Annotated in this window: 19 protein-coding genes; 11 read left to right on the forward strand and 8 right to left on the reverse strand. The window is 66.7% G+C overall.

Going from position 1 to position 22862, the window contains the following annotated elements; all coding sequences use genetic code 11:
- Positions 1-108: 108 nt before the first annotated feature.
- The 4 genes from ACW7G3_RS01545 (at position 109) to ACW7G3_RS01560 (ending at position 4144) form a co-directional block, all read left to right on the forward strand.
- Positions 109-648, forward strand: coding sequence for an RNA polymerase sigma factor (locus ACW7G3_RS01545; protein ID WP_456980743.1), 540 nt, complete (start codon positions 109-111; stop codon positions 646-648).
- 20 nt (positions 649-668) lie between these two features.
- The gene (locus ACW7G3_RS01550) at positions 669-1061 is read left to right on the forward strand and encodes a hypothetical protein (protein ID WP_456980744.1); all 393 of its coding nucleotides are present in this window, start codon (positions 669-671) and stop codon (positions 1059-1061) included.
- 9 nt (positions 1062-1070) lie between these two features.
- On the forward strand, positions 1071-1871 hold the full coding sequence (locus ACW7G3_RS01555) for a PDZ domain-containing protein (protein ID WP_456971843.1): 801 nt from the start codon (positions 1071-1073) through the stop codon (positions 1869-1871).
- 146 nt (positions 1872-2017) lie between these two features.
- Positions 2018-4144 carry a M13 family metallopeptidase gene (locus ACW7G3_RS01560; protein WP_456980745.1) on the forward strand — a complete coding sequence of 709 codons (2127 nt, stop codon included), beginning with the start codon at positions 2018-2020 and terminating at the stop codon, positions 4142-4144.
- A gap of 97 nt (positions 4145-4241) precedes the next feature.
- Here the strand turns inward: ACW7G3_RS01560 and ACW7G3_RS01565 are convergent, their stop codons facing one another.
- The 8 genes from ACW7G3_RS01565 to tssJ form a co-directional block, all read right to left on the reverse strand.
- Positions 4242-6065 carry a DUF885 domain-containing protein gene (locus ACW7G3_RS01565; RefSeq protein WP_456980746.1) on the reverse strand — a complete coding sequence of 608 codons (1824 nt, stop codon included), beginning with the start codon at positions 6063-6065 and terminating at the stop codon, positions 4242-4244.
- 61 nt (positions 6066-6126) lie between these two features.
- The gene (locus ACW7G3_RS01570; RefSeq protein WP_456980747.1) at positions 6127-7938 is read right to left on the reverse strand and encodes a Mur ligase family protein; all 1812 of its coding nucleotides are present in this window, start codon (positions 7936-7938) and stop codon (positions 6127-6129) included.
- Between the two features lie 7 nt (positions 7939-7945).
- Positions 7946-10738, reverse strand: coding sequence for a cyanophycin synthetase (cphA, locus tag ACW7G3_RS01575; protein WP_456980748.1), 2793 nt, complete (start codon positions 10736-10738; stop codon positions 7946-7948).
- A 13-nt stretch (positions 10739-10751) separates the two neighbouring features.
- On the reverse strand, positions 10752-11591 hold the full coding sequence (locus ACW7G3_RS01580; protein WP_456980749.1) for a cyanophycinase: 840 nt from the start codon (positions 11589-11591) through the stop codon (positions 10752-10754).
- Between the two features lie 101 nt (positions 11592-11692).
- Positions 11693-12868: a beta-aspartyl-peptidase gene (gene iadA / locus ACW7G3_RS01585; RefSeq protein WP_456980750.1), complete on the reverse strand. Its 1176-nt coding sequence runs from the start codon at positions 12866-12868 to the stop codon at positions 11693-11695.
- 55 nt (positions 12869-12923) lie between these two features.
- Positions 12924-13712, reverse strand: a complete 789-nt coding sequence (locus ACW7G3_RS01590; protein WP_456980751.1) for a DotU family type IV/VI secretion system protein — start codon at positions 13710-13712, stop codon at positions 12924-12926.
- Positions 13709-15046, reverse strand: coding sequence for a type VI secretion system baseplate subunit TssK (tssK, locus tag ACW7G3_RS01595; RefSeq protein ID WP_456980752.1), 1338 nt, complete (start codon positions 15044-15046; stop codon positions 13709-13711). The genes ACW7G3_RS01590 and tssK overlap by 4 nt, the downstream gene beginning before the upstream one ends.
- 118 nt (positions 15047-15164) lie before the next feature.
- Positions 15165-15776 carry a type VI secretion system lipoprotein TssJ gene (gene tssJ / locus ACW7G3_RS01600; RefSeq protein WP_456980753.1) on the reverse strand — a complete coding sequence of 204 codons (612 nt, stop codon included), beginning with the start codon at positions 15774-15776 and terminating at the stop codon, positions 15165-15167.
- Positions 15777-16070: 294 nt separating this feature from the next.
- On the opposite strand from tssJ, the gene ACW7G3_RS01605 reads away from it, so the two are divergent.
- The 7 genes from ACW7G3_RS01605 to tssG all read left to right on the forward strand — a co-directional run bounded on the left by ACW7G3_RS01605 (position 16071) and on the right by tssG (position 22843).
- Entirely contained in the window at positions 16071-16727 is a 657-nt protein-coding gene (locus ACW7G3_RS01605; RefSeq protein ID WP_456980754.1) for a hypothetical protein, read from the forward strand.
- Positions 16728-16766: 39 nt separating this feature from the next.
- On the forward strand, positions 16767-17270 hold the full coding sequence (gene tssB, locus ACW7G3_RS01610) for a type VI secretion system contractile sheath small subunit (RefSeq protein WP_456971865.1): 504 nt from the start codon (positions 16767-16769) through the stop codon (positions 17268-17270).
- Between the two features lie 3 nt (positions 17271-17273).
- Entirely contained in the window at positions 17274-18764 is a 1491-nt protein-coding gene (gene tssC, locus ACW7G3_RS01615) for a type VI secretion system contractile sheath large subunit (RefSeq protein ID WP_456980755.1), read from the forward strand.
- Between the two features lie 82 nt (positions 18765-18846).
- Entirely contained in the window at positions 18847-19398 is a 552-nt protein-coding gene (locus ACW7G3_RS01620) for an Hcp family type VI secretion system effector (RefSeq protein WP_456971869.1), read from the forward strand.
- Between the two features lie 71 nt (positions 19399-19469).
- Positions 19470-19952, forward strand: coding sequence for a type VI secretion system baseplate subunit TssE (gene tssE / locus ACW7G3_RS01625; protein WP_456980756.1), 483 nt, complete (start codon positions 19470-19472; stop codon positions 19950-19952).
- 3 nt (positions 19953-19955) lie between these two features.
- Positions 19956-21791 carry a type VI secretion system baseplate subunit TssF gene (tssF, locus tag ACW7G3_RS01630; protein ID WP_456980757.1) on the forward strand — a complete coding sequence of 612 codons (1836 nt, stop codon included), beginning with the start codon at positions 19956-19958 and terminating at the stop codon, positions 21789-21791.
- Positions 21755-22843, forward strand: a complete 1089-nt coding sequence (gene tssG, locus ACW7G3_RS01635; protein WP_456980758.1) for a type VI secretion system baseplate subunit TssG — start codon at positions 21755-21757, stop codon at positions 22841-22843. Before tssF ends, tssG begins: the two co-directional genes overlap by 37 nt.
- The last annotated feature ends 19 nt before the right edge of the window (positions 22844-22862 follow it).

Consider the following 22862-nt stretch of genomic DNA (forward strand, 5'->3'; position numbering starts at 1 on the left):
ATTATGTTTGGTTTTGCGGTGAGTTCCGCTGAAAACCACTGGTTCTGCAGGTTTCCCGCAGACGTCCGGTATGTGCAACGATCCGCAGGTCCCATCCGTACCGATGCCATGGACGACCTGCAACGCGTGGATATTGCCGAGGAAGCACGCCTGGTGCGCCGGGCGCGCTGGGGCGACCGCAAGGCATTTGAAACCCTGTACCACCGCCATGCGGGCGCGATCCACGCACTTGCCCTGCGCCTGACCGGCAACGCGGCATCTGCGCAAGACGTTACCCAGGACACCTTCATGCAGCTGCTCCGGTTCCTGGGGCGGATGGCGCCTGACCGGCCGCTGCGGCCCTGGCTCAAGCGGGTGGCAGCAAATGCCGCCATCGACCGGCTGCGGCGGGAGCAACGCCTGGTCGATCTGGGCGATGTGGAAATCGCGCTGGCAGAGCCCGGTGCCGGACCGGGCCAGGATCATGAATCACTGGGGTTGCTGCAACGGTTCCCCCCGCTGGTACGTACCGTGGTGTGGCTGCAGGTGGTGGAAGGCTGGACCCACCGCGAGCTGGGTAAACGGTTCGGGCGCAGCGAGAGCTGGTCGAAGTCCGTAGTGGCCCGCACGCTGGCGCGAATGCGGGAAATGATCGAGGTGGACGAGTGATGGATGAGACAGGGCGGCGGATGAAAGACTATCTGGCAGGGCTCGAAGACGCGCCGCTTCCGGATGATCTCCGGGTGCGCGTTGCAGCTGCCCGCAGGCGGCGGCTGGCCGCGCGGCTCGGAGTGGCAGCTTCCTGCAGTGTTGCGGTGGCTGCATTCGCGTTCGCCCTGGTGCAGCCCGAAGGCATGCTTCGGCAGGAAACGCTGTCCCCCGGGCTTGCTGTTGAGGCCCCGGCCGACGTATCGCCGGCAGCGATTGTCGATGAAAAAGAGATCTATCGCTCCGTGCAGGCGATCGACCGAGCCCTGCAGGTGGCCTACGACCGCCAGGCCACGGATGAAGAGGTGGCGCCCCTGTGGGAGGCGCGCCAGGACCTGATGCTGGCCGCAGCCGCGGTACGCAAGAATGGCTAGGAGATGACCATGAAGACGATGACAGGCACGTTTGTCCTGGCTGCACTGGCTGCACTGTGTTCACCCGTGGCGCATGCAGCGCCCTCGCTGCCGGCTTCGGCGGTGAGCACCGTGCCCGCGCTGGCGTCTGCGGCGCACGCCGGACTTGGCATCGTGGTGGACGGCCGACGGACGGGCGAAGAAGGCGTCCAGGTGTTGGCGGTCTCGCCCGGCGGGGCCGGCGAACAGATGGGGCTCATGCCGGGCGACAGGCTGCTGTCGATCAATGGCCGGACACTGGTAGGGGTGATGGCGCCAAATGCCCTGATCGGTGAAGTCCTGACGGACGGGGGTGAGGTGAGGCTGGACCTGGTGCGTGACGGCGAACGCCTGGCGCTTTCGGGCAAGGCCGGCGATGCCATCGGCACGGCCAGCGTTTTGATGGAAGGGTGTGGCTACGTGAGCACGTTGGGGGCGCCACCGCGTGTGACCAGGAATATTTACAGTGCGGAGATCACCCAGATCAACGGGCGCAGCACGCCGCTGGTTGCGCAGAATCGGCACGAAGTTCCCGTCGGCCGACAGGTACTGGTAGTGCGTGAGGAGATTGACCGCCACAGGATCCCGAGCGCCGACCTTCTGAGGATCGAACGCATGCAGCGCAGGAAACAGGGGCGTATCTACAAGACGCTGGTGATCGATGTGGAGCCGGATACCCGCTATTCGATTGGTGCCCAGCTGCTGCCCGACCGGTTGGACCGGGACAGCGTCCGCAATAACGACTGGTGGGAACCCGTGGTCTGGGAATCACGGCGCGAAGAGTGCCGCTGATCCCACAGTGTCCCGGTACCGCCCGACGGGAAAGGTGAATCCATGACCAATGGCGCGCTGTTTCCGGGGCGGGCAGCAGGTATTCTTGGCGGCTGTCGTCCCGCCAAGATCGCGGGGGACCCAGTTATCCATCCGGAGAATCAACTTTGAAGAAGACCCTGCTGTTTGCCGCCACTACCCTGGCGCTGTCGCTGGCCGCGCCGGTTGCTGCGCATGATGCGCACTCCTGCCTGGACGAGTCCTGCCACGTACAAGTCCGGTTCCTGGACGACGGCGAGCAGGGCGCGGCAAATGCTGCCGAGTCGATTGCCGCGCCGCGCATGGGCACCTGGGGCATCGATACCGACGGCATGGACACCAGCGTGTCACCCGGCGAGGACTTCTTCGCCTATGTGAGTGGCAAGTGGGCGGAAAACACCGAAATCCCGTCCGACCGCTCCAGCTATGGTTCGTTCCTGGCCTTGCGTGACCTGTCCGAGTCGCGGGTGCACCAGCTGGTAGAGAGCTACGAGCTGGGTGATCCGGCCACCGACGGTGACGCTGCCAAGGTCGCCGCCCTGTATCACGGTTTCATGGACGAAGCGTCGATCGAGGCGCTTGGCGCGCAGCCGCTGCAGCCGTATCTGGACGCGGTCCGCAGCGTGTCCGACAAGGAAGAGATGGCGCACCTGATGGGCGCGCAGAACGGCGGCTTCACCCGCAGCTTTTTCAGCGTGGGCGTGTCGGATGACCAACTGAACCCCGATTACTACACCCTGTACATGAGCCAGTCCGGGCTGGGCCTGGGTGATCGCGAGATGTACCTGCGCGACAACTTCGAGCCGCAGCGCGAGCGTTACGTGGCCTATATCGCCCAGCTGCTGGACCTGGCCGGTTGGGACAATGCACAGGCAAGCGCTGACGCAATCATGGAGATGGAGACCCGCATCGCCGAGGCGCACTGGACCCGTGCCGAGAGCCGCGATCGCGACAAGACCTACAACCCGGTGGCGCTGGGCGAATTCGAAGCACAGGCTCCAGGTTTCCCGTGGCAGCGCTTCTTCACCGCGGCGGGTGTCAGCCACGCCCCGCAGGCGGTGGTGCGCCAGAACACCGCAATCCCGAAGATGGCGGCGATCTTCGCCGACACCGATCTGGATACCCTCAAGGCGTGGCAGGCGTTCCACACCGTGGATCGCGCTGCGTCGCTGCTTTCCAGTGACTTCGTCAACGCCCAGTTCGAGTTCCGGGAGAAGTTCCTGTCCGGCCAGCCGGAGCTGCGTGAGCGCTGGAAGCGCGGCGTGTCGTTTGCCGAATCGGTGATGGGCGAAGCCATCGGCCGTGACTACGTGCAGCTGTACTTCCCGGCCGACGCCAAGGCCAAGATGGATGAGCTGGTCGCCAACGTGAAGGCGGCCATGGGCGCGCGCCTGGATGCGCTGGAGTGGATGGGCGAGGACACCAAGGCCGAGGCCCACGCCAAGCTGCAGAACTTCGGCCTGAAGATCGGCCATCCCGACGAGTGGCGCGATTACAGCGGCCTGGAAGTGGTGAACGGCGACACCTTCGGCAACGCAGCGCGTGCGGCCCGGTTCGAGTGGGACTACCGTCGCGCACGCATCGGCCAGCCGGTGGACAAGGCCGAGTGGGGCATGACTCCGCAGACCGTCAACGCGTACTACAACTCGGTCAAGAACGAGATCGTGTTCCCGGCCGCCATCCTGCAGCCGCCGTTCTTCGATCCGGAAGCAGACCCGGCGGTGAACTACGGCGCCATTGGCGGCGTGATCGGGCACGAGATCATCCACGGCTTTGACGACCAGGGCCGCAAGTCCGACGGCGAGGGCCTGCTGCGTGACTGGTGGACCGCAGAGGACGCAGCCGAGTTCGAAGCACAGGCCGCCAAGCTGGGCGCCCAGTACGAGTCGTACGAGTTCCCGCAGCTGCCTGGCATGCACATCAACAGCCGCACCGCGATGGGCGAGAACATCGGCGACCTGGGCGGTCTGACGATCGCGCTGGAAGCCTACCGCCGTTCGCTGGATGGCCAGGAAGCCCCGGTGCTCGACGGCTTCACCGGCGAACAGCGCTTCTTCATGGGCTGGTCGCAGGTGTGGCGGATCCTGTGGCGTGACGATGCGCTGCGCCAGCAGCTGGTCAACGGCACCCACTCGCCGGGCCACATCCGTGCGTTCGCCCCGCTGCGCAACATCGATGCGTGGTACGACGCTTTCAACGTCACCGAAGGCGATGCGCTGTACATCGCACCGGAGGATCGCGTGCGGATCTGGTGATCCCTCGCACCATTCGCTGAAAAGGAAAGGGCGGCCAGTGGCCGCCCTTTCTGTTTCGAGGGTTCAAGCCCCCCGGCGTCGGCCGCGTAGGGCTGACCTACCTCGCTTCGCGGATGTACCCGTCCACTTCGCGCTCGAGCAGGTCCAGTGGCACGGTGCCGGTGAGCAGCACGCGGTTGTGGAACCCGCGTGGATCGAAGGCTTCACCCAGCGCGTCGCGGGCCTTGTCGCGCAGGCGGATCATCTCCAGCTGGCCGACCTTGTAGGAGGTGGCCTGGCCGGGCATGACCACGTAGCGGTCGACCTCCGATGGCGCGATGCCGTAGTCGATCGCCTGCTGGCGGGTCCAGCCCTTGGCGTGCAGGCCGGTGTCGACCACCAGACGGCGGGCGCGGAACAGCTCGGCATCCAGCTGGCCCAGCAGGCCCTCGGCATCGCCCTCGTACCAGCCTTCCTCGGCGGCCAGGCGCTCGGCGTACAGGGCCCAGCCTTCGCTGAAGGCGGAAATTCCACCCAGGGCACGGGTTTGGCGGAACTTCGGCAATTCGCTGTTCTCCACCGACAGCGCGATCTGGAAGTGGTGCCCGGGAACAGCCTCGTGGTAAGTCAGGGTGCGCAGGCCGAAATTGGTCAGCCGGTTGGTGCGCAGCGGCATCTGGAAAACCCCGGGACGCGAACCATCCAGCGGCGGCGCGGTGTAGCTGGCCGCGGCGCTCTCCCAGCGGTACTCGGGATACGGCTGGGCGATCACCGGGGTGCCGGGGCGGATGTCGAACAGTCCATCCGCACGGCGCTCCGCGTCGCGCATCATGGTTTCGATATCGGACATGAGCTGCGCGCGGCCATCGTCATCGTCCGGATAGGCCAGGTCCTGGCGCAGCTGGGCCACGCGCTCGTTGACGCTGCCTTCGGTGCGCCCCAGCGAGTGCAGGATGGTGTCCATTTCGCCTTCGATGCGCTCCACTTCCGACAGCCCCAGGGCGTGGATCTGTTCCGCATCCAGACCGGTGGAGGTGAAGCGGCGCAGCTGATAGGCGTAAGTTTCCGCGCCGTCCTCGAAGCGCCACAGGCCGGCATCAGCGGTGGCGTGCGGCAGCTGTGACTCCAGCACGGCAATGGTTTCGCGCCAGGCCGGATAGACGCTGTCGGCGACGATGGCGGCCGCCTCACCGACCAGCGAGCGGCGCTGGGCGGCATCCAGGTCATCCACGCTTTCCAGGCGCGTCTGCAGCGAAGTGACCAGCGGATTGTCCGCGGAAGCGGGCGAGATGAACTGCCGCATCTGGTTGATGGTGGCCTGAAGAATGAAGCTGGGCGGCAGGATCCCGCGTTCGGCCAGCTCCGCCGCGCGCCCGCGCGCTTCGCCCATGCGCGCTTCGATCAGCCGCAGCCTGGCCAGGTAGTTGTCTGCATCCTGGGCGCTGGAAACCGGGTGCACCACCGTCATCAGGTTGGGCAACCCCACGTTCGCTCCGCTGAACTGGTTCAGGGGAAACTGCAGGTGGCTGAACTCTTCGCCGCCAACGATCGTCTCCAGTTGCCAGGCCATCAGCTCGGCGGAGACGCGTTCGGTATCGGACATCGCCTCCAGATCGAACCGCCCCAGCTGCTCCAGCCCGCGACGCGCAAGTTCCACCGTTTCCCTGCGGAACTCCTCCGTCATCGGCGTCAGCTTCCGGTCCATCTCCTGCTGCCGCTCATCGTTGAAGTAGCGGCTGCCGGTGGCGGAAGACGGCTGGCGCAGCATCCACTCGTCGGTGAAGGCCTCGAAGAAGGCGCTGACGCTGTCGGCGGCGGGCGCATCTGCGTTGGCCTGCGACTGCGCGGTCGGGTCCGCCTGGCCGGACGGTGCGGGCGCGCATGCGCCGAGCATGGCGGCTGCGGTGAGCAGGGCGGTGGGAAGTATGCGGTGCCTGGACAAGGAATCCTCCGGGGAATCGTGACGGGGTAGGGCGGGCCTGGCCCACCATGGCCGGTCGATGCTATCCGGCGTCCGGGCGCTCGTCCCGTGTCGAAGGGACCGGGCTGCCCGCAGTCCATCCCTGCAGCTGCAGTCCGTCCAGCAGGGCCGTGACCCTGGCGCGGCCGGCAGCGCCGTGCACGGGCAGCACCAGACTGTCGCCGGGACGGGCGCTGGCCAGGATCATGCGCGCAGCTTCGGTTTCGTCCAGGCATTCGAGGATGGCTTCATCGGCCACGCCGTGCCGGGTCAGGGCGTCGCGCAGCAGGCGGGCCACGGCCCCGCTTTCGCGGCCGCGCAGGTAGCCGTCCATATCCTTGAGCACGATCCGGTCGGGAGCGTGCGCGGCGGCGGTGGCGGCCAGGTCGGCGATGGCCTCGTCGCTGCGGTTGCCGGCCTGGCCCAGTAACAGGTGCAGGCGCCCGCCTGAATGGTGTGCCTGGCGGACGAGGGTGAGCAGGTGGCCGAGGCCGTCCGGGTTGTGCGCATAGTCCACGTAGACCTGTACCGGGCCGCCAAGCGTCCACCGCTGCAGCCGGCCGGGATTGTCGTCGTGGGCGCTGCCAAAGTGGCCAAGCACGGCGCGGATGGTGTCCGGCCCGATCCCCAGGCAGGCGGCAGCGAGCGCGGCGGCGGCGGCGTTCTGCACGTTGTGCGCGGCCAGCCCGCCGAGGGTGAGCGGCATCCCGGCGATCGCGCCCAGGTCACGTGTGCGCGCACCGTCGAACAGCAGCAGCCGACCATCGCGCACGCCGCAGCTGCGACGACCGTCGGTCCGTGCCTGCTGCAACAGCGGATGCCCGTCGTCAACGGAGAACCAGGCCAACGGCGCGTCGAGGCCGGCGGCGCCGCGTCGCAGGAGCTCGTTGTCTGCGTTGAGCACCAGCGTGCCGTGGCTGTCGACGGCACGTGCCACGGTCAGCTTTACCTGCGCCAGGCCGTTCAGGTCGTGGATGCCGTATTCGCCGAAATGGTCCGGGCTGACATTGGTCACCACGGCCACGTCGGCGCGCTCCACGCCAAGGCCGCGGCGCAGCAGCCCGCCGCGCGCGGTTTCCAGGATCGCCGCCTGCGCCTGGCGATTGCGCAGCAGGCTGCGGGCGCCTCCCGGGCCGGACCAGTCCCCGTCCTCGATCAGCGCGCCGTCCAGATACAGCCCATCGGTGCAGCTGTTGGCGGTGTGCCAGCCGTGGGCGATGGCGATCGCGGTGAGCAGGCGCACGGTGGTGGTCTTGCCGTTGGAGCCGGTGACCAGGGCCACGGGGATGGCGTGCAGCTCCGTCCACGGCACCTCGTCGGGCCGGGGCAGCGCGTGGTTGTCCCAGGTGAGGCTGCCGGTGCCGGTGCCGATCGAGAGCTGTTCGTCGTCGAGCAGCAGCGGCAGGCCGCGCGCCTGAGCGGCGCCGCGCAGGGCGGTCAGGCGGGGCAGGCTTTCGGCCACGGCGGCGGCGCGCAGCAGGCGCATGGCCTGCGCCTCGTCCGCGACGGGAGCGTGGCCGGGCTGGTGCATGGGCTCGCCGGCGCTGATGCCCGCTTCCGCGAGGGTGGCCAGCCAGGCCCACTCGTTGATTTCGGTGGCGGTGTAGAGCTGGTCGGACGGCGCGGAGAAGGCGAGGCTGGCGCCGCTGGCGTGCTTGCGGATAACGATCGGCCCATCGGGCCAGTGCAGGGCGGCGCGCGCGCGCTGGATCCGCTGCTTCCAGCCTTCGAGCAGCGTTTCCGGCACCGGCGCGCCCACCCCGGTTTCCAGCACCGCTCCGGCCTGGGAGAAATACAGGTTGGGGCCGGTCAGCCGGCGCGAGTCGTCGAACGGCGGCAAGGCGTCAGGGCTCATGGCGCGGTCAGTCACTGTCCTCGTCTGGCACGAATACCAGGCCACGCTCTTCGCGCACCAGGCCCTCCAGATCGAAGTCGGGTTCGCCGGTGCTTCCTGTGGGCAGCCGCGGCGGATCGACCGCCCTGGCCGGAGCCGCCGCTTCGGCGCCGCCGGGACCGAACTTGGTGATCTGCTTCCAGGAGCGGGCCAGCGCGTCTGCGAACACCAGCAGCAGGTCACCGGGCTGGCCCATGCGCAGCGCGGCGTCGACGGCCTGCTGCTCGTCGGGAATGATCGAGATGGCGTCCTCGGCCACGCCCGCCTCTCGCAGGGCGCGGGCAATGATGTCGGGCACCTCGTCGCTGCCGCGCCCGCGCAGGTTGTCGTCGCGGCGACAGATGTAGTGGTCGAAGCGTCCCGCGACTGACTGCGCGATCGCCACCAGGTCCTCGTCGCGGCGGTCACCGGGCCCGGCGACCACCACGATGCGCCGTCCCTCCACCTCAAGCCGCTGGGCCAGGTCGGCCATCATTCCGACCGCGTGAGCATTGTGGGCGTAATCGAACAGCACCTTGAACGGGTGTTCGTTGAATACGTTCGTCCGGCCGGGCGCCTGGAAGAAGGTGGTGTCGAAGGTGCGCAGGCCGTGGCGGATGTCATCGAGCTTGAACCCGAGCGCGAACGCCATGGCCGCGGCGAACATCGCATTCTGCACGTTGTGCAGGGCGCGGCCCTCCAGCGTGGCCGGAACCAGGTGGGTCCACAGCAGCGGGATGTGGCTGCCCTTGTCGTACAGGGTGATCATGTGGCCGTTCACCCCTTCTTCCAGCGCGCAGGCGCGGCCGCCGGCGCGCACGTGTTCGCGCACCAGACGGTGGCCGGGGTTCATGGTCACGTAGCAGATGGTGCGGGCGCTGGTGTAGCCGGACATGCGCAGCACGTTGGGATCGTCGGCGTTGAGCACCGCGCATTCCGTGGCCACCTCCACCACGATGCGCTTGACCTCGGCGAGCTGCTCGACGGTATCGATGCCCTTGATTCCCAGGTGGTCGGCCTGCACGTTGATCACCGCGCCCACGTCCACCGACGGCACGCCCATGCCGGCGCGCAGCAGCCCGCCGCGCGCGGTCTCCAGCACCGCCAGGTCGATGGTGGGGTCGCGCAGCACCATGCGTGCGGAGACCGGCCCGGTCATGTCGCCCTCCACCGTGCGCTGGCCGTCGATGTACACACCCTCCGTGGTGGTCAGGCCGGGCGTGTGTCCGGCCATCTTGGCGATATGGGACAGCATGCGCGCCGTGGTGGTCTTGCCGTTGGTGCCGGTGACCGCGGCGATCGGTACGCGTGAGGGCGAACCCGGCGGGAACAGCATGTCGATCACCGGGCCGGCGGCGTCGCGTGGCGAGCCTTCGCTGGGCGCCACGTGCATGCGGAATCCGGGCGCGGCGTTGACCTCGCAGATCGCGCCGCCGATGCCGCGATGGCTTTCGCTGATATTGGTGCTGATGAAGTCCACACCGCCCACGTCCAGACCGATCGCACGCACCGCGCGCACCGCCATTTCGCGGTTGTCCGGATGGATGATGTCGGTGACATCGGTGGCGGTGCCGCCGGTGGACAGGTTGGCGGTGGAGCGCAGGAACACGACTTCATCGGCCTTGGGCACCGAGTCGGCGCCGTAGCCGGCGCGCTCCATCATCAGCTGCGCTTCGCGGTCCAGTTCAAGCCGCGTCAATACCTTCTCGTGCCCGACGCCGCGGCGGGGGTCCTGGTTCACCTGGTCCACCAGCTCCGCGATCGTGCTGCGGCCGTCGCCCACGACATGCCCCGGGGTACGCCGGGTGGCCGCGACCAGTTCGCCATTGATCACCAGCAGGCGGTGGTCGTCGCCGGGCTGGAAGGTTTCCACGATCACCGAACGCGAGTGTTCCTGCGCTGCCACGAAGGCGGCGCGGATCTCGTCGTCGTCGGTGATGTTGATGGTGATGCCGCGGCCGTGGTTGCCGTTGTACGGCTTGAGCACCACGGGACCGCCCAGCCTGCGGGCGGCCTTGAGCGCATCGGACTGGCTCGAAACGAGCATCTGCCGGGGCACCGGCAGCCCGAGCGCGGCGAGGATATTGTTGGTTTCTTCCTTGTCGCCGGCCATCCCCACCGCGATATAGGGCGTGCGTCCGGTGATGGTGGCCTGGATGCGCTGCTGGTAGCGGCCGTGTCCGAACTGCACCAGTGAATGTTCGTTGAGACGCAGCCAGGGAATGCCGCGCTCCTCGGCCGCGCGTACCAGAGAGGCGGTAGAAGGCCCGAGTGCGCGCCGCTGGGCGTAGCGGATGAAGTCGTCGCGGGCTGCTTCCCAGTTCCAGTCTTCCGGCACGCTGCGCTCCGGGCGCAGGTTTTCAGGCAGCAGCGAGCAGATCAGGCGCATTGCCAGCTCGCCGGCGGCGATGCCTTCCTCGCGCTGGCCATATTCGTAGATGACCGTATACACCCCGGGGCGCCCGTCGACGCTGCGGGTCTTGCCAAAGGTGACGTCGCCGCCGGCGACGTTTTGCAGTTCGATCGCCACGTGTTCGAACACGTGCCCCAGCCAGGTGCCTTCATCCTCGCGCATGCGGCGCAGGAAGCCGCCGGGCTCGCGGTAGGAGCAGCCGTGTTCGGCCAGGTCCGGCACGGCGGCTATCAGGCCCTCGATGAACTCCGGCCCCAGACGGACGGTGGGCCACTGCTCCAGTTCGCCCAGGTCCATGAGCAGCCGGATGACGGGGAAATGCGCATGCAGGGACGGACCAACGTAAACGGAGCGTTCAAGGATGCGCATGGTGGTTTTCCAGTCAGGTTTTGCGGGTGGCCAGGCGTCCGGCCGAGGCCCGTCGCGTGTGCAGGTTGAAGGTGGCGCCAGCGATCAATATATGCACGCCCAGGCCCAACATGCATACCGGGTCATCTTCATCGGCATGGGCGATGGATGAGAATTGCAGGTCGTGCGCGTCGATCACGGTGACACTGCCGCTGCCTTCGACTTCCAGGGTGTCATCCGGAGCCAGGAAGGCCGCAGTGTCCTCATCCAGCCCGATCCCGATCGCGAACGGGTTGTAGGCCAGCGCCGCGCTGAGCCGGCCGAGCCGGTCGCGTTCGCGGAAGTGCTGATCGATGATGAAGCGGTTGGTCAGCCCCAGTCCGGGGGCAAGCCGCACGCTGCTGGCGCGCGGCGAGGATCCTTCTTTTCCGAACGCCACCATGTGCTCGCTCAAAAAACCCGCGCCGGCGCTGGTGCCGGCGACGGTCACGCCCTGGGCGTTGCGCTGCCGGACGGTACGCGCCACGTCGGTGCCGCCGAGGATCGTCGACAGGCGCAGCTGGTTGCCACCGGTGAAAAAGATGCCGCTGGCCCGGCCCAGCCGTTCGATCCGGCCCGGCTCCTGGCAGTCGCGGCGGGTATCGAAATCCATCACCTCGACGCTGGCCACGCCCATTGTCTTGAACAGTTCCTCGTAGCGCGTGCCGGTTTCCTTCAGGCGGCTGGCGGTCGGAATGACCACGATATCGGCCTGGTCGCCGCCGCTGAGTTCGACGAACCGCTCCAGGATGCGCGGGTTGGTGTCTTTGTCTTCTGCGCCGCCGATCGGGATGATCCAGCCGCGTTTCTCCCCGTTGAGGGGTTTGCTAGGCATCAATTGCTCCTGTTGATTGTCCTGGCCGGCGCCTGGGTCCGCACCGCGCCGGCCTCAGCCGCGCGCCGGATACCGCCGGCACCGCCCCCTGTCGCGGGCATCTAGCCGCCCGATTTTTCGAACATACCACGCAGTATGACGCCGCCTGCGCGGACATGCTGGCGGCCGCGGGCGAACACATCGGCGACGGCGCCGTTGCCGTCAAGCGCGACCAGGTCCGCGTCTGCGCCCGCCCCGATCCGCCCCTTGCCAGGCAGGCGCAGCAGCGCCGCGACGTTGCTGGTGAAGGCCGGCAGCGCCTCCTCCAGCGCGACGCCGCGCGCCAGCAGCTCGGCCAGGGTTTCGACCAGTGCGCCGGAGTGGCCGACATCCATGCTGCTCACGCGGCCTTCGGCGTCGAAGCAGGGCAGGCAGCCGCCGGCGTCGGAGCTGATCGTGACCCGGTCACGCGACGCGCCGCTGTCCAGATAGCGGATCAGGGCATCGGCCGCGCTCCAGGCATCCTCGTCCTCGGCCACCGGAAAGGCTGTGATATCGATCGTGCAGCCGCGCCGGGCCAGTTCGATGGCCTCGTCGAACAGCGCCTTGCGGCGGTTCACGTGGGTGGGGTTGAACACCCGCGGTGGCAGTTCCGACTGGTCCAGCGCGCGCCGCACCAGGTCCAGTCCGCGCGCCCCGTCGCCCAGGTGCAGATGCACGATCCCGGCCTTGCCGGTCATCAGCCCGGCCACGTGCGCCTCCGAGGCGATCCGCAGCAGTTCTTCAAGCGTCGGCTGGCTGGAGCGGTGGTCGCTGATCGCCAGCTCGCCCACGCCGATCAGGCAGTCGATGAAAGCCAGGTCCGCGCGCACGCTGCCGGTCAGCGTGGCCGGCGGCAGGTGGTAGCCGCCCACCAGCCCATAAGCGGAAAGCCCTTCCTCGCGCAGCGCATTGACGTGCGCCACCAGCTCGCGGGTGCCGCGCGCCACATCGTCCGTACCCAGCAGCCCGACCACCGTGGTGACCCCGCTGCGGGTATATCGCGAGAGCATCGGCGCCGGCACCCGGCTGGCGAATCCGGCTTCGCCGCCGCCGCCGGTGACATGCACGTGGCCGTCGATCAGCCCCGGCACCAGCCGCCGGCCTTGCAGGTCAATGGTTTGCGTGCCGAACACGTCCGCAAGCCCGGGCGCATCGCGACCCATCCACAGGATCTTCCCGCCACCCAGGAGCAAATCCTGGCGGCCGAGGGGTGCGGGTGCAAAAACGTCCGCGTTGCGGAGGAGGGTGGTGGTCATCCGCGGAAGCGTGGCCAGCGGAGCGCCAACCGTCAAGGGGGTAGACCCCCTCGTCTCACGGCAGGGTAATGGTGATATGAGCGGTACGCTCGGGCATCTGCACCACGTTGTTGTAGGCGGCCAGGGTCTGGTCTGTCTGGTGTCCAAACCAGGCATTGAGGCCCAGGTAGCCGAGCAGTCCAAACCCGGCCACCAGCACGGCGGGAAGCCACAGCGGCAGCACGCGGCGCAGGGTGTGCTTCACGTTGTCCGGCGGCGGCCAGTGCGGCGCGAAGCCGGTGCGCTTGCCCTTGAGGTAGACGATCTCATCGCCCAGGCGCGCGGTGAGATAGCCAAGCTTCTCAGGCCCTTCCAGACGGTATTTGCCTTCGAAGCCGAGCAGCAGGCAATAGTGGTAGACCTCCAGTGAGGGCAGGCACGGCGTCCCCTGCGCGCGCAGTTCTTCAAGACGTTCGAAGAAGTTCTCACCGGCCAGGTGGTCGCCGAACAGGCGCAGCTGCAGCGGCTGCAGTTCCCACGTATCGCGCAGCGAAGAAGGCTGGGTCAGGATGGCTTCGTCCATCGCCGCGCAGAACGCGTACTTGGCGGCGTATACGTCTTCAGAGGCGATGCCCATCTTCATCGCCCCGCGCTCCACCCGGTCCAGGAACTGCTGCACCGACTGGACGAAAGCTTCCCCGTCGCTGGGCAGCTGGCCGCGCTTGACCAGCAGCAGCAGGTAGAAGCCGTCGGACATCAGGTCGGCCAGCGTGCGCGGTGTCGGCGCGCCGGCCACCGGCGATGCCGCCAGCTGGGGGGTCAACGAGGGCATCGAGCCCGGGACGGGAGGCAGGTCGGTGTTCATGGCGCTACCGCGATCAGTTCAAGTTTGAGTTCGCGCACTCCGCCGGGCACGTAGATCATCAGCGACTGCGCCTTGAGCATGCGCTCGTACAGCGGTCCGCGCGGCTCGACCGAGAAGTAGTGGCTGCCGGGACGCACGGGGATCGCCGCCGGTACCTGCGCGGCGTGCACCAGTTTCACCCCGGGCAGGGCGGAGAGCACGCACTTCTCCACGTCGTCCGGTGCGCCGACCTTGAAGCGAATCGGCACGGTCTGGATCAGCTCCTGGGCGGGCATGTCGGCGGCAACGCCCAGGTAGAAGACGGAGTTGTCGTCGATGCGCTGCGAATCGATCCGGCCGACATGGAACGAGGGCTTGGCTTCCTGCAGCGTGATCTGGAAATAGCGGGCCGAGATCACCGTGTCCAGCAACTCGCGGATCATCGTGAACAGCTGCTCGAAGCCGGCCTCCGGCGCCTCATGGTCATAGCGCGGCAGGTCCGCAAGCGCATAGCTGCGGGAGAAGGTGAGCAGGCTGCCGGCCAGGCGCAGCAGCTCCTGATGCAGCCGTTCGGGGTGCAGCCCGGCCTGGTGGAACAGGTGCGAGAGCGTGGCGAACGACGACGTGGCGGTGTGCAGCAGCCAGAAGGAGGCGATGTCCCCGGAGCGGAATTCGATGATGTGCTCGGAAGGTTGGCGGTGCACGCCGTAGAGCGCATCCACCTTGGCCTGCAGCGCATCCAGCAGCGCCCGCAACTGGTTATGCAGCCGGGCACTGCCATCGATATGGAGGACTGGCGCGATGAAACTGTCATCCAGCTCAAACCCGCCGGTGGAGGTGCGGCGCACCCTGGCAACGGGAATGCTGACATAGGCGTCGCGCGGCTTGTCCTCCGTCAGCAGGCGCACGGTCTTGCCCAGGTAAGCGAGGTCTGCTTCGGCGGCATCGCTGAACAGGTCGGGCGTGGGCAGGTTGCGCTGGGTGAAGCGCGCGGCCCGGCCCTCTTCGGCACCTTTGCCGCAGTTGCCGCCGCGCTCGCGCAGCAGCGGGAGTGCGAGAAAAACCGTGCTGGACTGCACGCCCTCGGGCAGCGAAGACAGCGCAAGAGCGTCTGGGAGCGCATCGTGTGAGGGCGCGTCGTAGCTCTCCCCGTCGGGGAATATCGCGGAGGCTTCCAGCAGGCGCAGGGTCCCGGTTGCCAGGCTCTGGGTATCAACGCGAAGGCGTCTCACCCCCCAGGAACAGGGATGCAGGCTGCGGGCCAGGTCGTGCAGGCGGGCTTCGTGATAGGCGTCCTGGCGCTGGAAATGCTGTGGTCGAAGGAACAGCCCCTCGCCCCAGAACACCTTCGACATCCGACTTACATGCGACACATTGCAATCCTTTTGCTTGTTGCCGGGCCTGCCTTGGCGCGGGAGTGAAGCTTACCCATGCATGGTTGGATCAGGCAACGGGCATGGCTGGGTTTCCGGTTCAGGGGGCGCAGCGTGCCGAGACCAGGCTGCCCGGATCGCCCGGGACGGCCGATGCCAGGGCTTCGCTGCTGGTGGTCAAGGCGCAGGCATGCAGACCGATGGTGATGCCCTGGGACTGGACATCGCGGTGGCGTGCATCAAAGGCGTAGCGCCAGCGGCCATTGGCTGGCGCGCGGAACAGCGCCACCACGCCCAGGTGCGTGGCTTCCGCCGGCAGCCGCTCCTCCAACTCGCGACGGATGCCCGGGGTCAGCACCAGCTCGCGCACTTCGATCAGGTCGTTGCCGAGTTCGGCGCGCTCGCGGCCCTCGTCCATCAGTGCGTCGAAGGGCACCTGTTCGAAGCGCTGGATGCCGCGCAGGTAATAGATCCGGACCACGGTGGCCAGGCCGCGCGGGCCATTGCCGGCGTTCAGGTTGTCCCCGGCGTACAGCCGCAGCGGGATGGTCCTGATCCCGGCCGCTGCATCGGCATCGGTTTCGCGCAGACCCACTGATTCCAGGGTGCGATTGACGGCTTTGCCAACGCCACCGCTGCTCGCGCAGCCAGACAGCAACAGCGCGGTAAACAGCAGGAAAACGCAGAAATAGCGTGCGAAATGAGTGTCCATACTTGAATCGCCTGGTGCGCTGGTTTTTAATGTCCGCGCCGGCCGGATTCGGCTGGCTTCTGGACCACGGGGGCAAACGACACAATCCAGAGTCGCTTGCGTCTTCGTGAAACGTCGGTCTTGACGTGACGGAGAAAGGCTACTATACCCAGACCGGAATACAGCAGGGAACGGGATTCAACGCGCTTTGGCGCCGCGGATCCCAAGCGTGCGCAGCGGGGACATGCTGCGTGTAAAGGAACCAATCAGGATTGATTGAAGGGGTCATTGATGACCGAAGGGAGTGCAACAGGGATGCGTTTGACAGGGAAGATGCAGGGATTGCGTGGTCGTATCGACGGGAGCGTTCGCCTCCTGGCCGGATTGGCGCTGCTGTCCATGCTGGGCGCCTGCGCCACCACCTCACAGACAGGTACGCCCGACTACGCCGGGCTGATGGCCCAGGCCGAAGCGGCCATCGAGGCCGGGCAGGTCGATCATGCCGTGGGCGCACTCTCAAGCGCCGCCCGCGCCGACCCCATCCGCAAGGAACCCTGGGTGCGCACGGCGCAGCTCGAATTCGACCGTACCAACTACGCCCACGCGATCGTTGCCGCCGAGGAAGTGCTGCAGCGCGACCCCGACGACCTGGTGGCCGACGGCATCCTCACGGTGAGCGGCTTCCGCATTGCGACCGGTTCGCTGCAGCGGCTGCAGGGGCGTGGCGCGCTGGCTTCGGCCACCGCCCGTCGTGAAGCCGAGGTGTTGGCCGGCACGTTGCGCAACACCATGGGCGCGGAAATCTTTGCCGATCAGTCGGCGCCGGCGCCAACTCCGCGCCGCCGCGCACCGGCCCGTCGCGCTCAATCGGCGGCTGCCACGCCGGCCCAGCCCGCCGATACGGCGGCGCCAGCCGCGCAACCCAGCGCCCCTGCCTCTTCCAATCCGTTCGAGAGGATCGGCGGCAACTGAGCTGACGGCCACAACACACTTCGTCAAGGAGACGACAGGATGTCCAAGAAGGATAGCGTGCAGAAGCGCCTGCAGAAGGTGCGTCCGCCGCGCGTGCAGTTGACGTACGACGTGGAGAAGGGCGACGCGATCGAGGAAAAGGAGCTGCCTTTCGTGATGGGCGTGATGGGCGATTTCAGCGGCAATCCCGAGCAGCCGCTGCCGCGGGTCAAGGACCGCAAGTTCGTCAACGTCGATCTCGACAACTTCGATGAAGTGATGGAAGGCATGACGCCACGCGCGACCTACCGCGTGGAAAACAGGATCAGCGATGAAGGCGGCGAGTTCGGGGTCGAGCTGAAATTCAATTCGATCGACGACTTCCGCCCGGAGTCGGTGGTCCAGCAGGTGGAGCCGCTGCGCAGGCTCATGGAGTCACGCGCGAAACTCGCCGACCTGCGCAACAAGCTCGCCGGCAACGAGAAGCTCGAGGACCTGCTTAACGACGTCCTCAACAACACCGAGCAGCTCAAGCAGCTGGGCGGCGACGGGAACCAGGAGTAACGCATGTCCGCACAAGCCACGACCGCCAACGAAGCCGTCGCCACCGTCGCCGAAGCCGGGCTGCTCGACCAGATTGTCGAGCAGAGCAAGGTTGCCAGGTCGGATGCCGAGCACCGCCGCGCCAAGGACATTATTTCCGAGCTGGCCAGGGAAGTACTTGATGGCACGGTGGTTGTGTCCGAGAACCTGAGCCTGACCCTGGACGCGCGCGTCGCGGAACTGGACAGGATCATTTCCGAGCAGGTCAGCGCGGTCATGCATGCGCCCGAGTTCCAGCAGCTGGAAAGCAGCTGGCGCGGACTTCACTACCTGTGCCAGCAGACCTCGACCGGGCAGCTGCTCAAGGTCAAGGTGCTGAACGCGCCAAAGAAGGACCTGGTGCGTGACTTCAAGTCGGCGATCGATTTCGACCAGAGCGCGCTGTTCAAGAAGGTGTACGAAGAAGAGTTCGGCACCTTCGGTGGTGCGCCGTTTGGCGCCCTGATCGGCGATTACTACATCGGCCGCCAGCCGGAGGACATGTACTTCATCGAGCAGATGTCGCACGTGGCCGCCGCCGCGCATGCCCCGTTCATCAGCGCCGCGTCCGAGGACATGTTCGGGCTGGAGAGTTTTGCCGACCTGGGCAAGCCGCGTGATCTGGCCAAGGTGTTCGACACGGTCGAGTACGCGAAGTGGAAGTCGTTCCGCGATGGCGAGGACAGCCGCTACGTGGGCCTGACCCTGCCGCGCTTCCTCGGCCGCCTGCCTTACAATCCCAAGGACGGCATCACCGTGGAAGGCTTCAACTTCGTTGAGGAAGTGGAAGCCAGCAATCACGACAAATACCTGTGGTGCAACACCGCCTACGCCATGGGTGCGCGCCTGACCAAGGCGTTCGAGGAATACGGCTGGTGCGCGGCGATCCGCGGCGTGGAGGGCGGTGGCCTGGTGGAAGACCTGCCCACCCATACCTTCCGCACCGATGATGGCGAAGTGGCGCTCAAGTGCCCGACCGAGCTTGCCATCACCGATCGCCGCGAGAAGGAGCTGAGTGATCTGGGCTTCATCCCGCTGGTGCACTGCAAGAACACCGATTACGCGGCGTTCTTCGGCGCCCAGTCGGCGCAGAAGCCGAAGAAGTACAACTCGGACACGGCCAATGCCAACGCCATCCTGTCGGCGCAGCTGCAGTACATCTTCGCGGTGTCGCGGATTGCGCATTACCTGAAGGCAATGATGCGCGAGAAGATCGGCAGCTTTGCCTCGGTGGGGAACGTCGAGGATTTCCTCAACCGCTGGATCGCCCAATACGTGTTGCTTGACGACAACGCAACCCAGGAAGCCAAGGCGCAGTACCCGTTGCGCGAGGCATCCGTCCAGGTTTCGGAGGTGCCGGGCAAGCCCGGCGTCTACCGCGCGGTGGCCTTCATCAGGCCGCATTTCCAGCTCGATGAGCTGTCTGTTTCGTTGCGACTGGTGGCCGAACTGCCGGCCGGTGCCAAGAAGTCGTAGCGTTTTTGCAGCGTCAAGGGGCGGAGACCCCTGGGTAGTACTGACGCGGCCGTCCTGAGCGGACGGTGGCAAACAGGGCTGGATGCATGTCCAGCCCGCCTATCTCACGGAAGAACGGAACAAAGGAAACCAGATCATGCAGCACGCATTCCTCAGCATCGACACCATCAAGGGTGAGTCCCGCGACGACAAGCACCGGGACTGGATCGAGATCAAGTCGTTCTCGCAGGACCTCCTGCAGCCGCGCTCGGCAACTGCTTCGACCTCGGGCGGCCAGACCGCGGCACGCGTCAACATGTCGCCGGTCGAGATCGTCAAGGAGATCGACCTGGCCACCACCGCGCTGAACCAGGCGACGGCCAACGGCACCACGTTCCCCAAGGCCCGCATCGAGTTCATGCGTGCCGACAAGGATGGCAATGCCATCAACTACTACTCCATTGAACTGCTCAATGTGCTCGTGCACCGCGTAACCACTACGGTGGATGACGAGGGCATGCCGCAGGAAGTGGTGCAGCTGAGCTTCGGCGCCATCCGCTGGACCTACAACCAGCAGAAGCCGGAAGGCGGCGTGGGCGGCAAGACGGTTGCCCAGTGGAGCAACACCAAGAACGTCCCGAACTACCTGACCTGATCCACCTTGGCGGTGGCGCTTCGGCGCCACCGCTGTTGCGGCCGCCGCCGAACAACCTGGGACGACGGTCAATGAATGGATTCGAGCCGAGCCTGATTGAAAAACTTCTTGATGACGCGCCTGGAAGTACCGGGGGCGGCGTATTCAAATCGATTTCGGTTGAGCAGTACAAGGAATCGGTGGCGCGTGACCTGGAAGGGCTGCTCAACAGCCGTTCCGCCTTCTCCGAGCTGGACCTGGCCGACTATCCCAATTGCCGGCAGTCGCTGATGACCTACGGGCTGTGCGACTTCTCCTCCATGAGCCTGGCCAACGCCTATGACCGCGCGGAAATCTGCCGTTCGCTGGAGCAGGCGGTTGCCCGCCATGAGCCGCGCCTGACCAACGTACAGGTGAGCCTGGATGCCAGCCGGCGCCTCGGTGGGGGCCTGCACTTCACCATCCAGGCCCTGCTGGACCTGCAGCCGGCACGCGAGCCGATCAGCTTTGATGCGCTGCTGCAGGCGAACACGCTGCAATACTCGGTCAGCCGGATGCGCCGGCAGGCGGCCTGACCGATGCAGGACCTCCTTCCGCATTACGAAAGGGAACTGGCATTCCTGCGCCGCTACGGGCGCGAGTTTGCCGAGCGCTATCCGAAGATCGCCGGCCGCCTGCTGGTGTCCGCCGACGGCAGCCAGGATCCGCACGTCGAGCGGCTGATCGAGTCCTTCGCGCTGCTCAGCGCCCGGGTATCGAAGAAGCTGGAAGACGATTACCCCGAGTTCACCGACGCATTGCTGGAGGTGATGTACCCGCATTATCTGCGGCCGTTCCCGTCCTGCTCGATTGCGCGCTTTGACATGGGTGCGGCGGCAGCCAAGCTGGGCGCGCCGGTTCGGGTCGCGCGTGGAACCCAGCTGCAATCGCGCCCGGTCAAGGGCGTGCAATGCCGGTTCCGCACCGCCTACAACGTTGACCTGCTGCCACTGGCACTGGTGAAAGCCGGATACCGGGCGGTTGCCGATGCGCCGATGGCCACCACGGTGCCACCCGGAGCGGGCGGCAGGATCACCCTCGAATTCGAGCTGCTCTCCGACCAGGTGTCCTTCGCCGGCCTGGGGGTGCACGCACTGCGCCTGTTCGTCAATGGCGAGCCGTCGTTCTGCGCTGCGCTGCGGGATGCACTCGCGCTGCAGGTGATGGCCGCCTACGTGGAAGCGGACGGGGACGGGCGCTGGCGCAGGCTGGAAAAATCCCCGCTTGCGCCGGTCGGTTTTACCGAAGACGAAGCGCTGGTCGATTTCCCGGCGCGCTCGCATCCGGCTTACCGGCTGCTCACGGAGCTCTTCGCCTTCCCGGAGAAATTCGGCTTCTTTGATCTTGATCTGGCGCCGGTGGTGGCCGGTGCCAGTCGCCGCTTCAGCGTGCACCTGGTCCTGCGCGGAAATCGCGGTGAGGACGCAGGCAGCCGCCTGCTGGAAGGGATGGGTGCCGACAACGTGCTGCTCGGTTGCACCCCGGTGGTCAACCTGTTCCAGCAGCGCGGGGAGCCGATCCGGGTCACCCACCGGGCCGCCACTTATCCCGTGGTGGCCGATGCTCGCCGCGCGTTCGCCTATGAGGTCCACTCAATCGATGCGGTGCGCCGGATCCGGCAGACGCCGCAGGGTGAGCAGGTGCAGGAGTTCCGGCCGTTCTATTCGCTGCACCATGGTGAGGATCCGGACCGCAGCGGACACTACTGGCTGTCGCGACGGGACGAAATGGTGGCCCGCCAGAGCCCGGGCTATGAAACCGAGCTCTCGTTCGTGGACCTGGATTTCAATCCGGTCGTGCCCAGGACCGACGTGGTCGGGGTGGAATTGACCTGCAGCAACCGTGACCTGCCAACCCGGCTGGCCTACGGCGTGCCCGGTGGCGATCTGGTCATCGAGGGCGGCAGCCCGGCCCGCAGCATCGAGCTGCTGCGCAAGCCCACATCGCCGCTGCGCTTCGCGCGCGGACACAGCGCGCATTGGCGGCTGATCTCGCACCTGTCGCTGAATCACCTGTCGCTGACCCAGAGCGGGCTGCCGGCGGTGAAGGAGATGCTTCGCCTTTACGACCTGTCGTCCAGCAGCGTGTCCAGCCGCCAGATCGAGGGCATCGTCGGGCTGGAGCACAGTTCCAGCACCACCTGGCTGGCAGGCGAGCACTTCGGCTCGGTAGTGCGGGGGATCGAGATCCGGATGACGATCGACGAGGCCGGCTTCGTGGGCACGGGCATCGCAGCGTTCGTGCACGTGATGGACCGCTTCTTCGCCCTTTACGTCCATGCCAACAGCTTTACCCGATTCGTCCTTTTGTCTGCCCGCAACGGCGAGGAGCTGGTCCGATGCGACCCGCGAAGCGGCGAATCGATCCTGGCCTGATCCAGCAGCTGCTCGATCAGCCGCACCGCTTCGGTTTCTTCCAGGCGATGCGGCTGATCGAACAGCTGTACTTGCGCCAGGGCGGGGGTGGCAAGGATGCGGTGGCGCTGCGCGTGCGCTTTCGCAACACGTTGTCGCTGGCGTTTCCCGCCGCCGAGATTGAAAGCGCCCAGGCACGGACGGCGGAAGGCGGGCCGCTTACGCTGCCGGAGGAAATCGAGGAAGTCGCAGCAAGCGGGAACATCGGCGACATCACGCTCACGCCCGCCTTCATGGGGCTGCTGGGCACGGTCGGAGCCTTGCCGACGCATTACACCGAGTTCCTGCAGGAGCGCGAAACCTACCAGCGTGATCGCGCGGCGCGGGCCTTCCTGGATATGTTCACCAACCGCGCGGTGGCGCTGCATTACGCCGCGTGGAAGAAGTATCGCTTGGCAATGCAGTACGAGCTGGACCGCAAGGAGAAATTCCTGCCGCTTGTGCTGTCGCTGGCCGGCGTGGGGATGACCGGACTGCGCGACCGCCTGGCCGAGGGCGAGGGTGGGGTATTCGACCAGGCCATTGCCCATTACGCCGGCGCGGTGCGCCAGCGCCCTGTATCGGCACGCCTGCTGCAGCAGGTGCTCGCCGATTATTTCCAGGCGGGCGTCGAGGTCGAACAGTTCGTGGGTGCCTGGTACCAGGTGCCGGAGCATCAGGCCACCAGGCTGGGCGTGGCCAACGCGGGGTTGGGGACTACCGCGCTTGCCGGTAACCGGGTGTGGCAGCGGGACCTGCGGATGCGGTTGGTGATCGGCCCCTTGCAGCGCGAGCGCTTCGACGACTTCCTGCCTGGAGGCACCGCTGCCGCCGCGCTGGAAAAGTGGCTGACGTTGCTCACGGGGTCGTGCCTGGAGTACGAAATCCGGTTGCTGCTCAGGGCCGAGGATGTCCGCGGCGCGGGCATCGGTGGTGGCCACGGTGCGCGGCTGGGCTGGGATAGTTATGTGTGCACGCGGCCCTCGCAGCAGGCCAGGGCTGATGCCGGATATGGAATCCACACCCTGCAATGAATGACATGGAGCGTTGTTT

The sequence above is a fragment of the Luteimonas sp. A478 genome (genome assembly GCF_054052025.1).

Excerpts from the sequence above, each read along its gene's own strand:
- ACW7G3_RS01545 (WP_456980743.1), top strand. The coding sequence starts at position 109 with ATGGACGACCTGCAACGCGTGGATATTGCCGAGGAAGCACGCCTGGTG.
- ACW7G3_RS01550 (WP_456980744.1), top strand. The coding sequence starts at position 669 with ATGAAAGACTATCTGGCAGGGCTCGAAGACGCGCCGCTTCCGGATGAT.
- ACW7G3_RS01555 (WP_456971843.1), top strand. The coding sequence starts at position 1,071 with ATGAAGACGATGACAGGCACGTTTGTCCTGGCTGCACTGGCTGCACTG.
- ACW7G3_RS01570 (WP_456980747.1), bottom strand. The coding sequence starts at position 7,938 with ATGAGCCCTGACGCCTTGCCGCCGTTCGACGACTCGCGCCGGCTGACC.
- cphA (WP_456980748.1), bottom strand. The coding sequence starts at position 10,738 with ATGCGCATCCTTGAACGCTCCGTTTACGTTGGTCCGTCCCTGCATGCG.
- ACW7G3_RS01580 (WP_456980749.1), bottom strand. The coding sequence starts at position 11,591 with ATGCCTAGCAAACCCCTCAACGGGGAGAAACGCGGCTGGATCATCCCG.
- iadA (WP_456980750.1), bottom strand. The coding sequence starts at position 12,868 with ATGACCACCACCCTCCTCCGCAACGCGGACGTTTTTGCACCCGCACCC.
- ACW7G3_RS01590 (WP_456980751.1), bottom strand. The coding sequence starts at position 13,712 with ATGAACACCGACCTGCCTCCCGTCCCGGGCTCGATGCCCTCGTTGACC.
- tssK (WP_456980752.1), bottom strand. The coding sequence starts at position 15,046 with ATGTCGAAGGTGTTCTGGGGCGAGGGGCTGTTCCTTCGACCACAGCAT.
- tssJ (WP_456980753.1), bottom strand. The coding sequence starts at position 15,776 with ATGGACACTCATTTCGCACGCTATTTCTGCGTTTTCCTGCTGTTTACC.
- ACW7G3_RS01605 (WP_456980754.1), top strand. The coding sequence starts at position 16,071 with ATGCGTTTGACAGGGAAGATGCAGGGATTGCGTGGTCGTATCGACGGG.
- tssB (WP_456971865.1), top strand. The coding sequence starts at position 16,767 with ATGTCCAAGAAGGATAGCGTGCAGAAGCGCCTGCAGAAGGTGCGTCCG.
- tssC (WP_456980755.1), top strand. The coding sequence starts at position 17,274 with ATGTCCGCACAAGCCACGACCGCCAACGAAGCCGTCGCCACCGTCGCC.
- ACW7G3_RS01620 (WP_456971869.1), top strand. The coding sequence starts at position 18,847 with ATGCATGTCCAGCCCGCCTATCTCACGGAAGAACGGAACAAAGGAAAC.
- tssE (WP_456980756.1), top strand. The coding sequence starts at position 19,470 with ATGAATGGATTCGAGCCGAGCCTGATTGAAAAACTTCTTGATGACGCG.
- tssF (WP_456980757.1), top strand. The coding sequence starts at position 19,956 with ATGCAGGACCTCCTTCCGCATTACGAAAGGGAACTGGCATTCCTGCGC.
- tssG (WP_456980758.1), top strand. The coding sequence starts at position 21,755 with ATGCGACCCGCGAAGCGGCGAATCGATCCTGGCCTGATCCAGCAGCTG.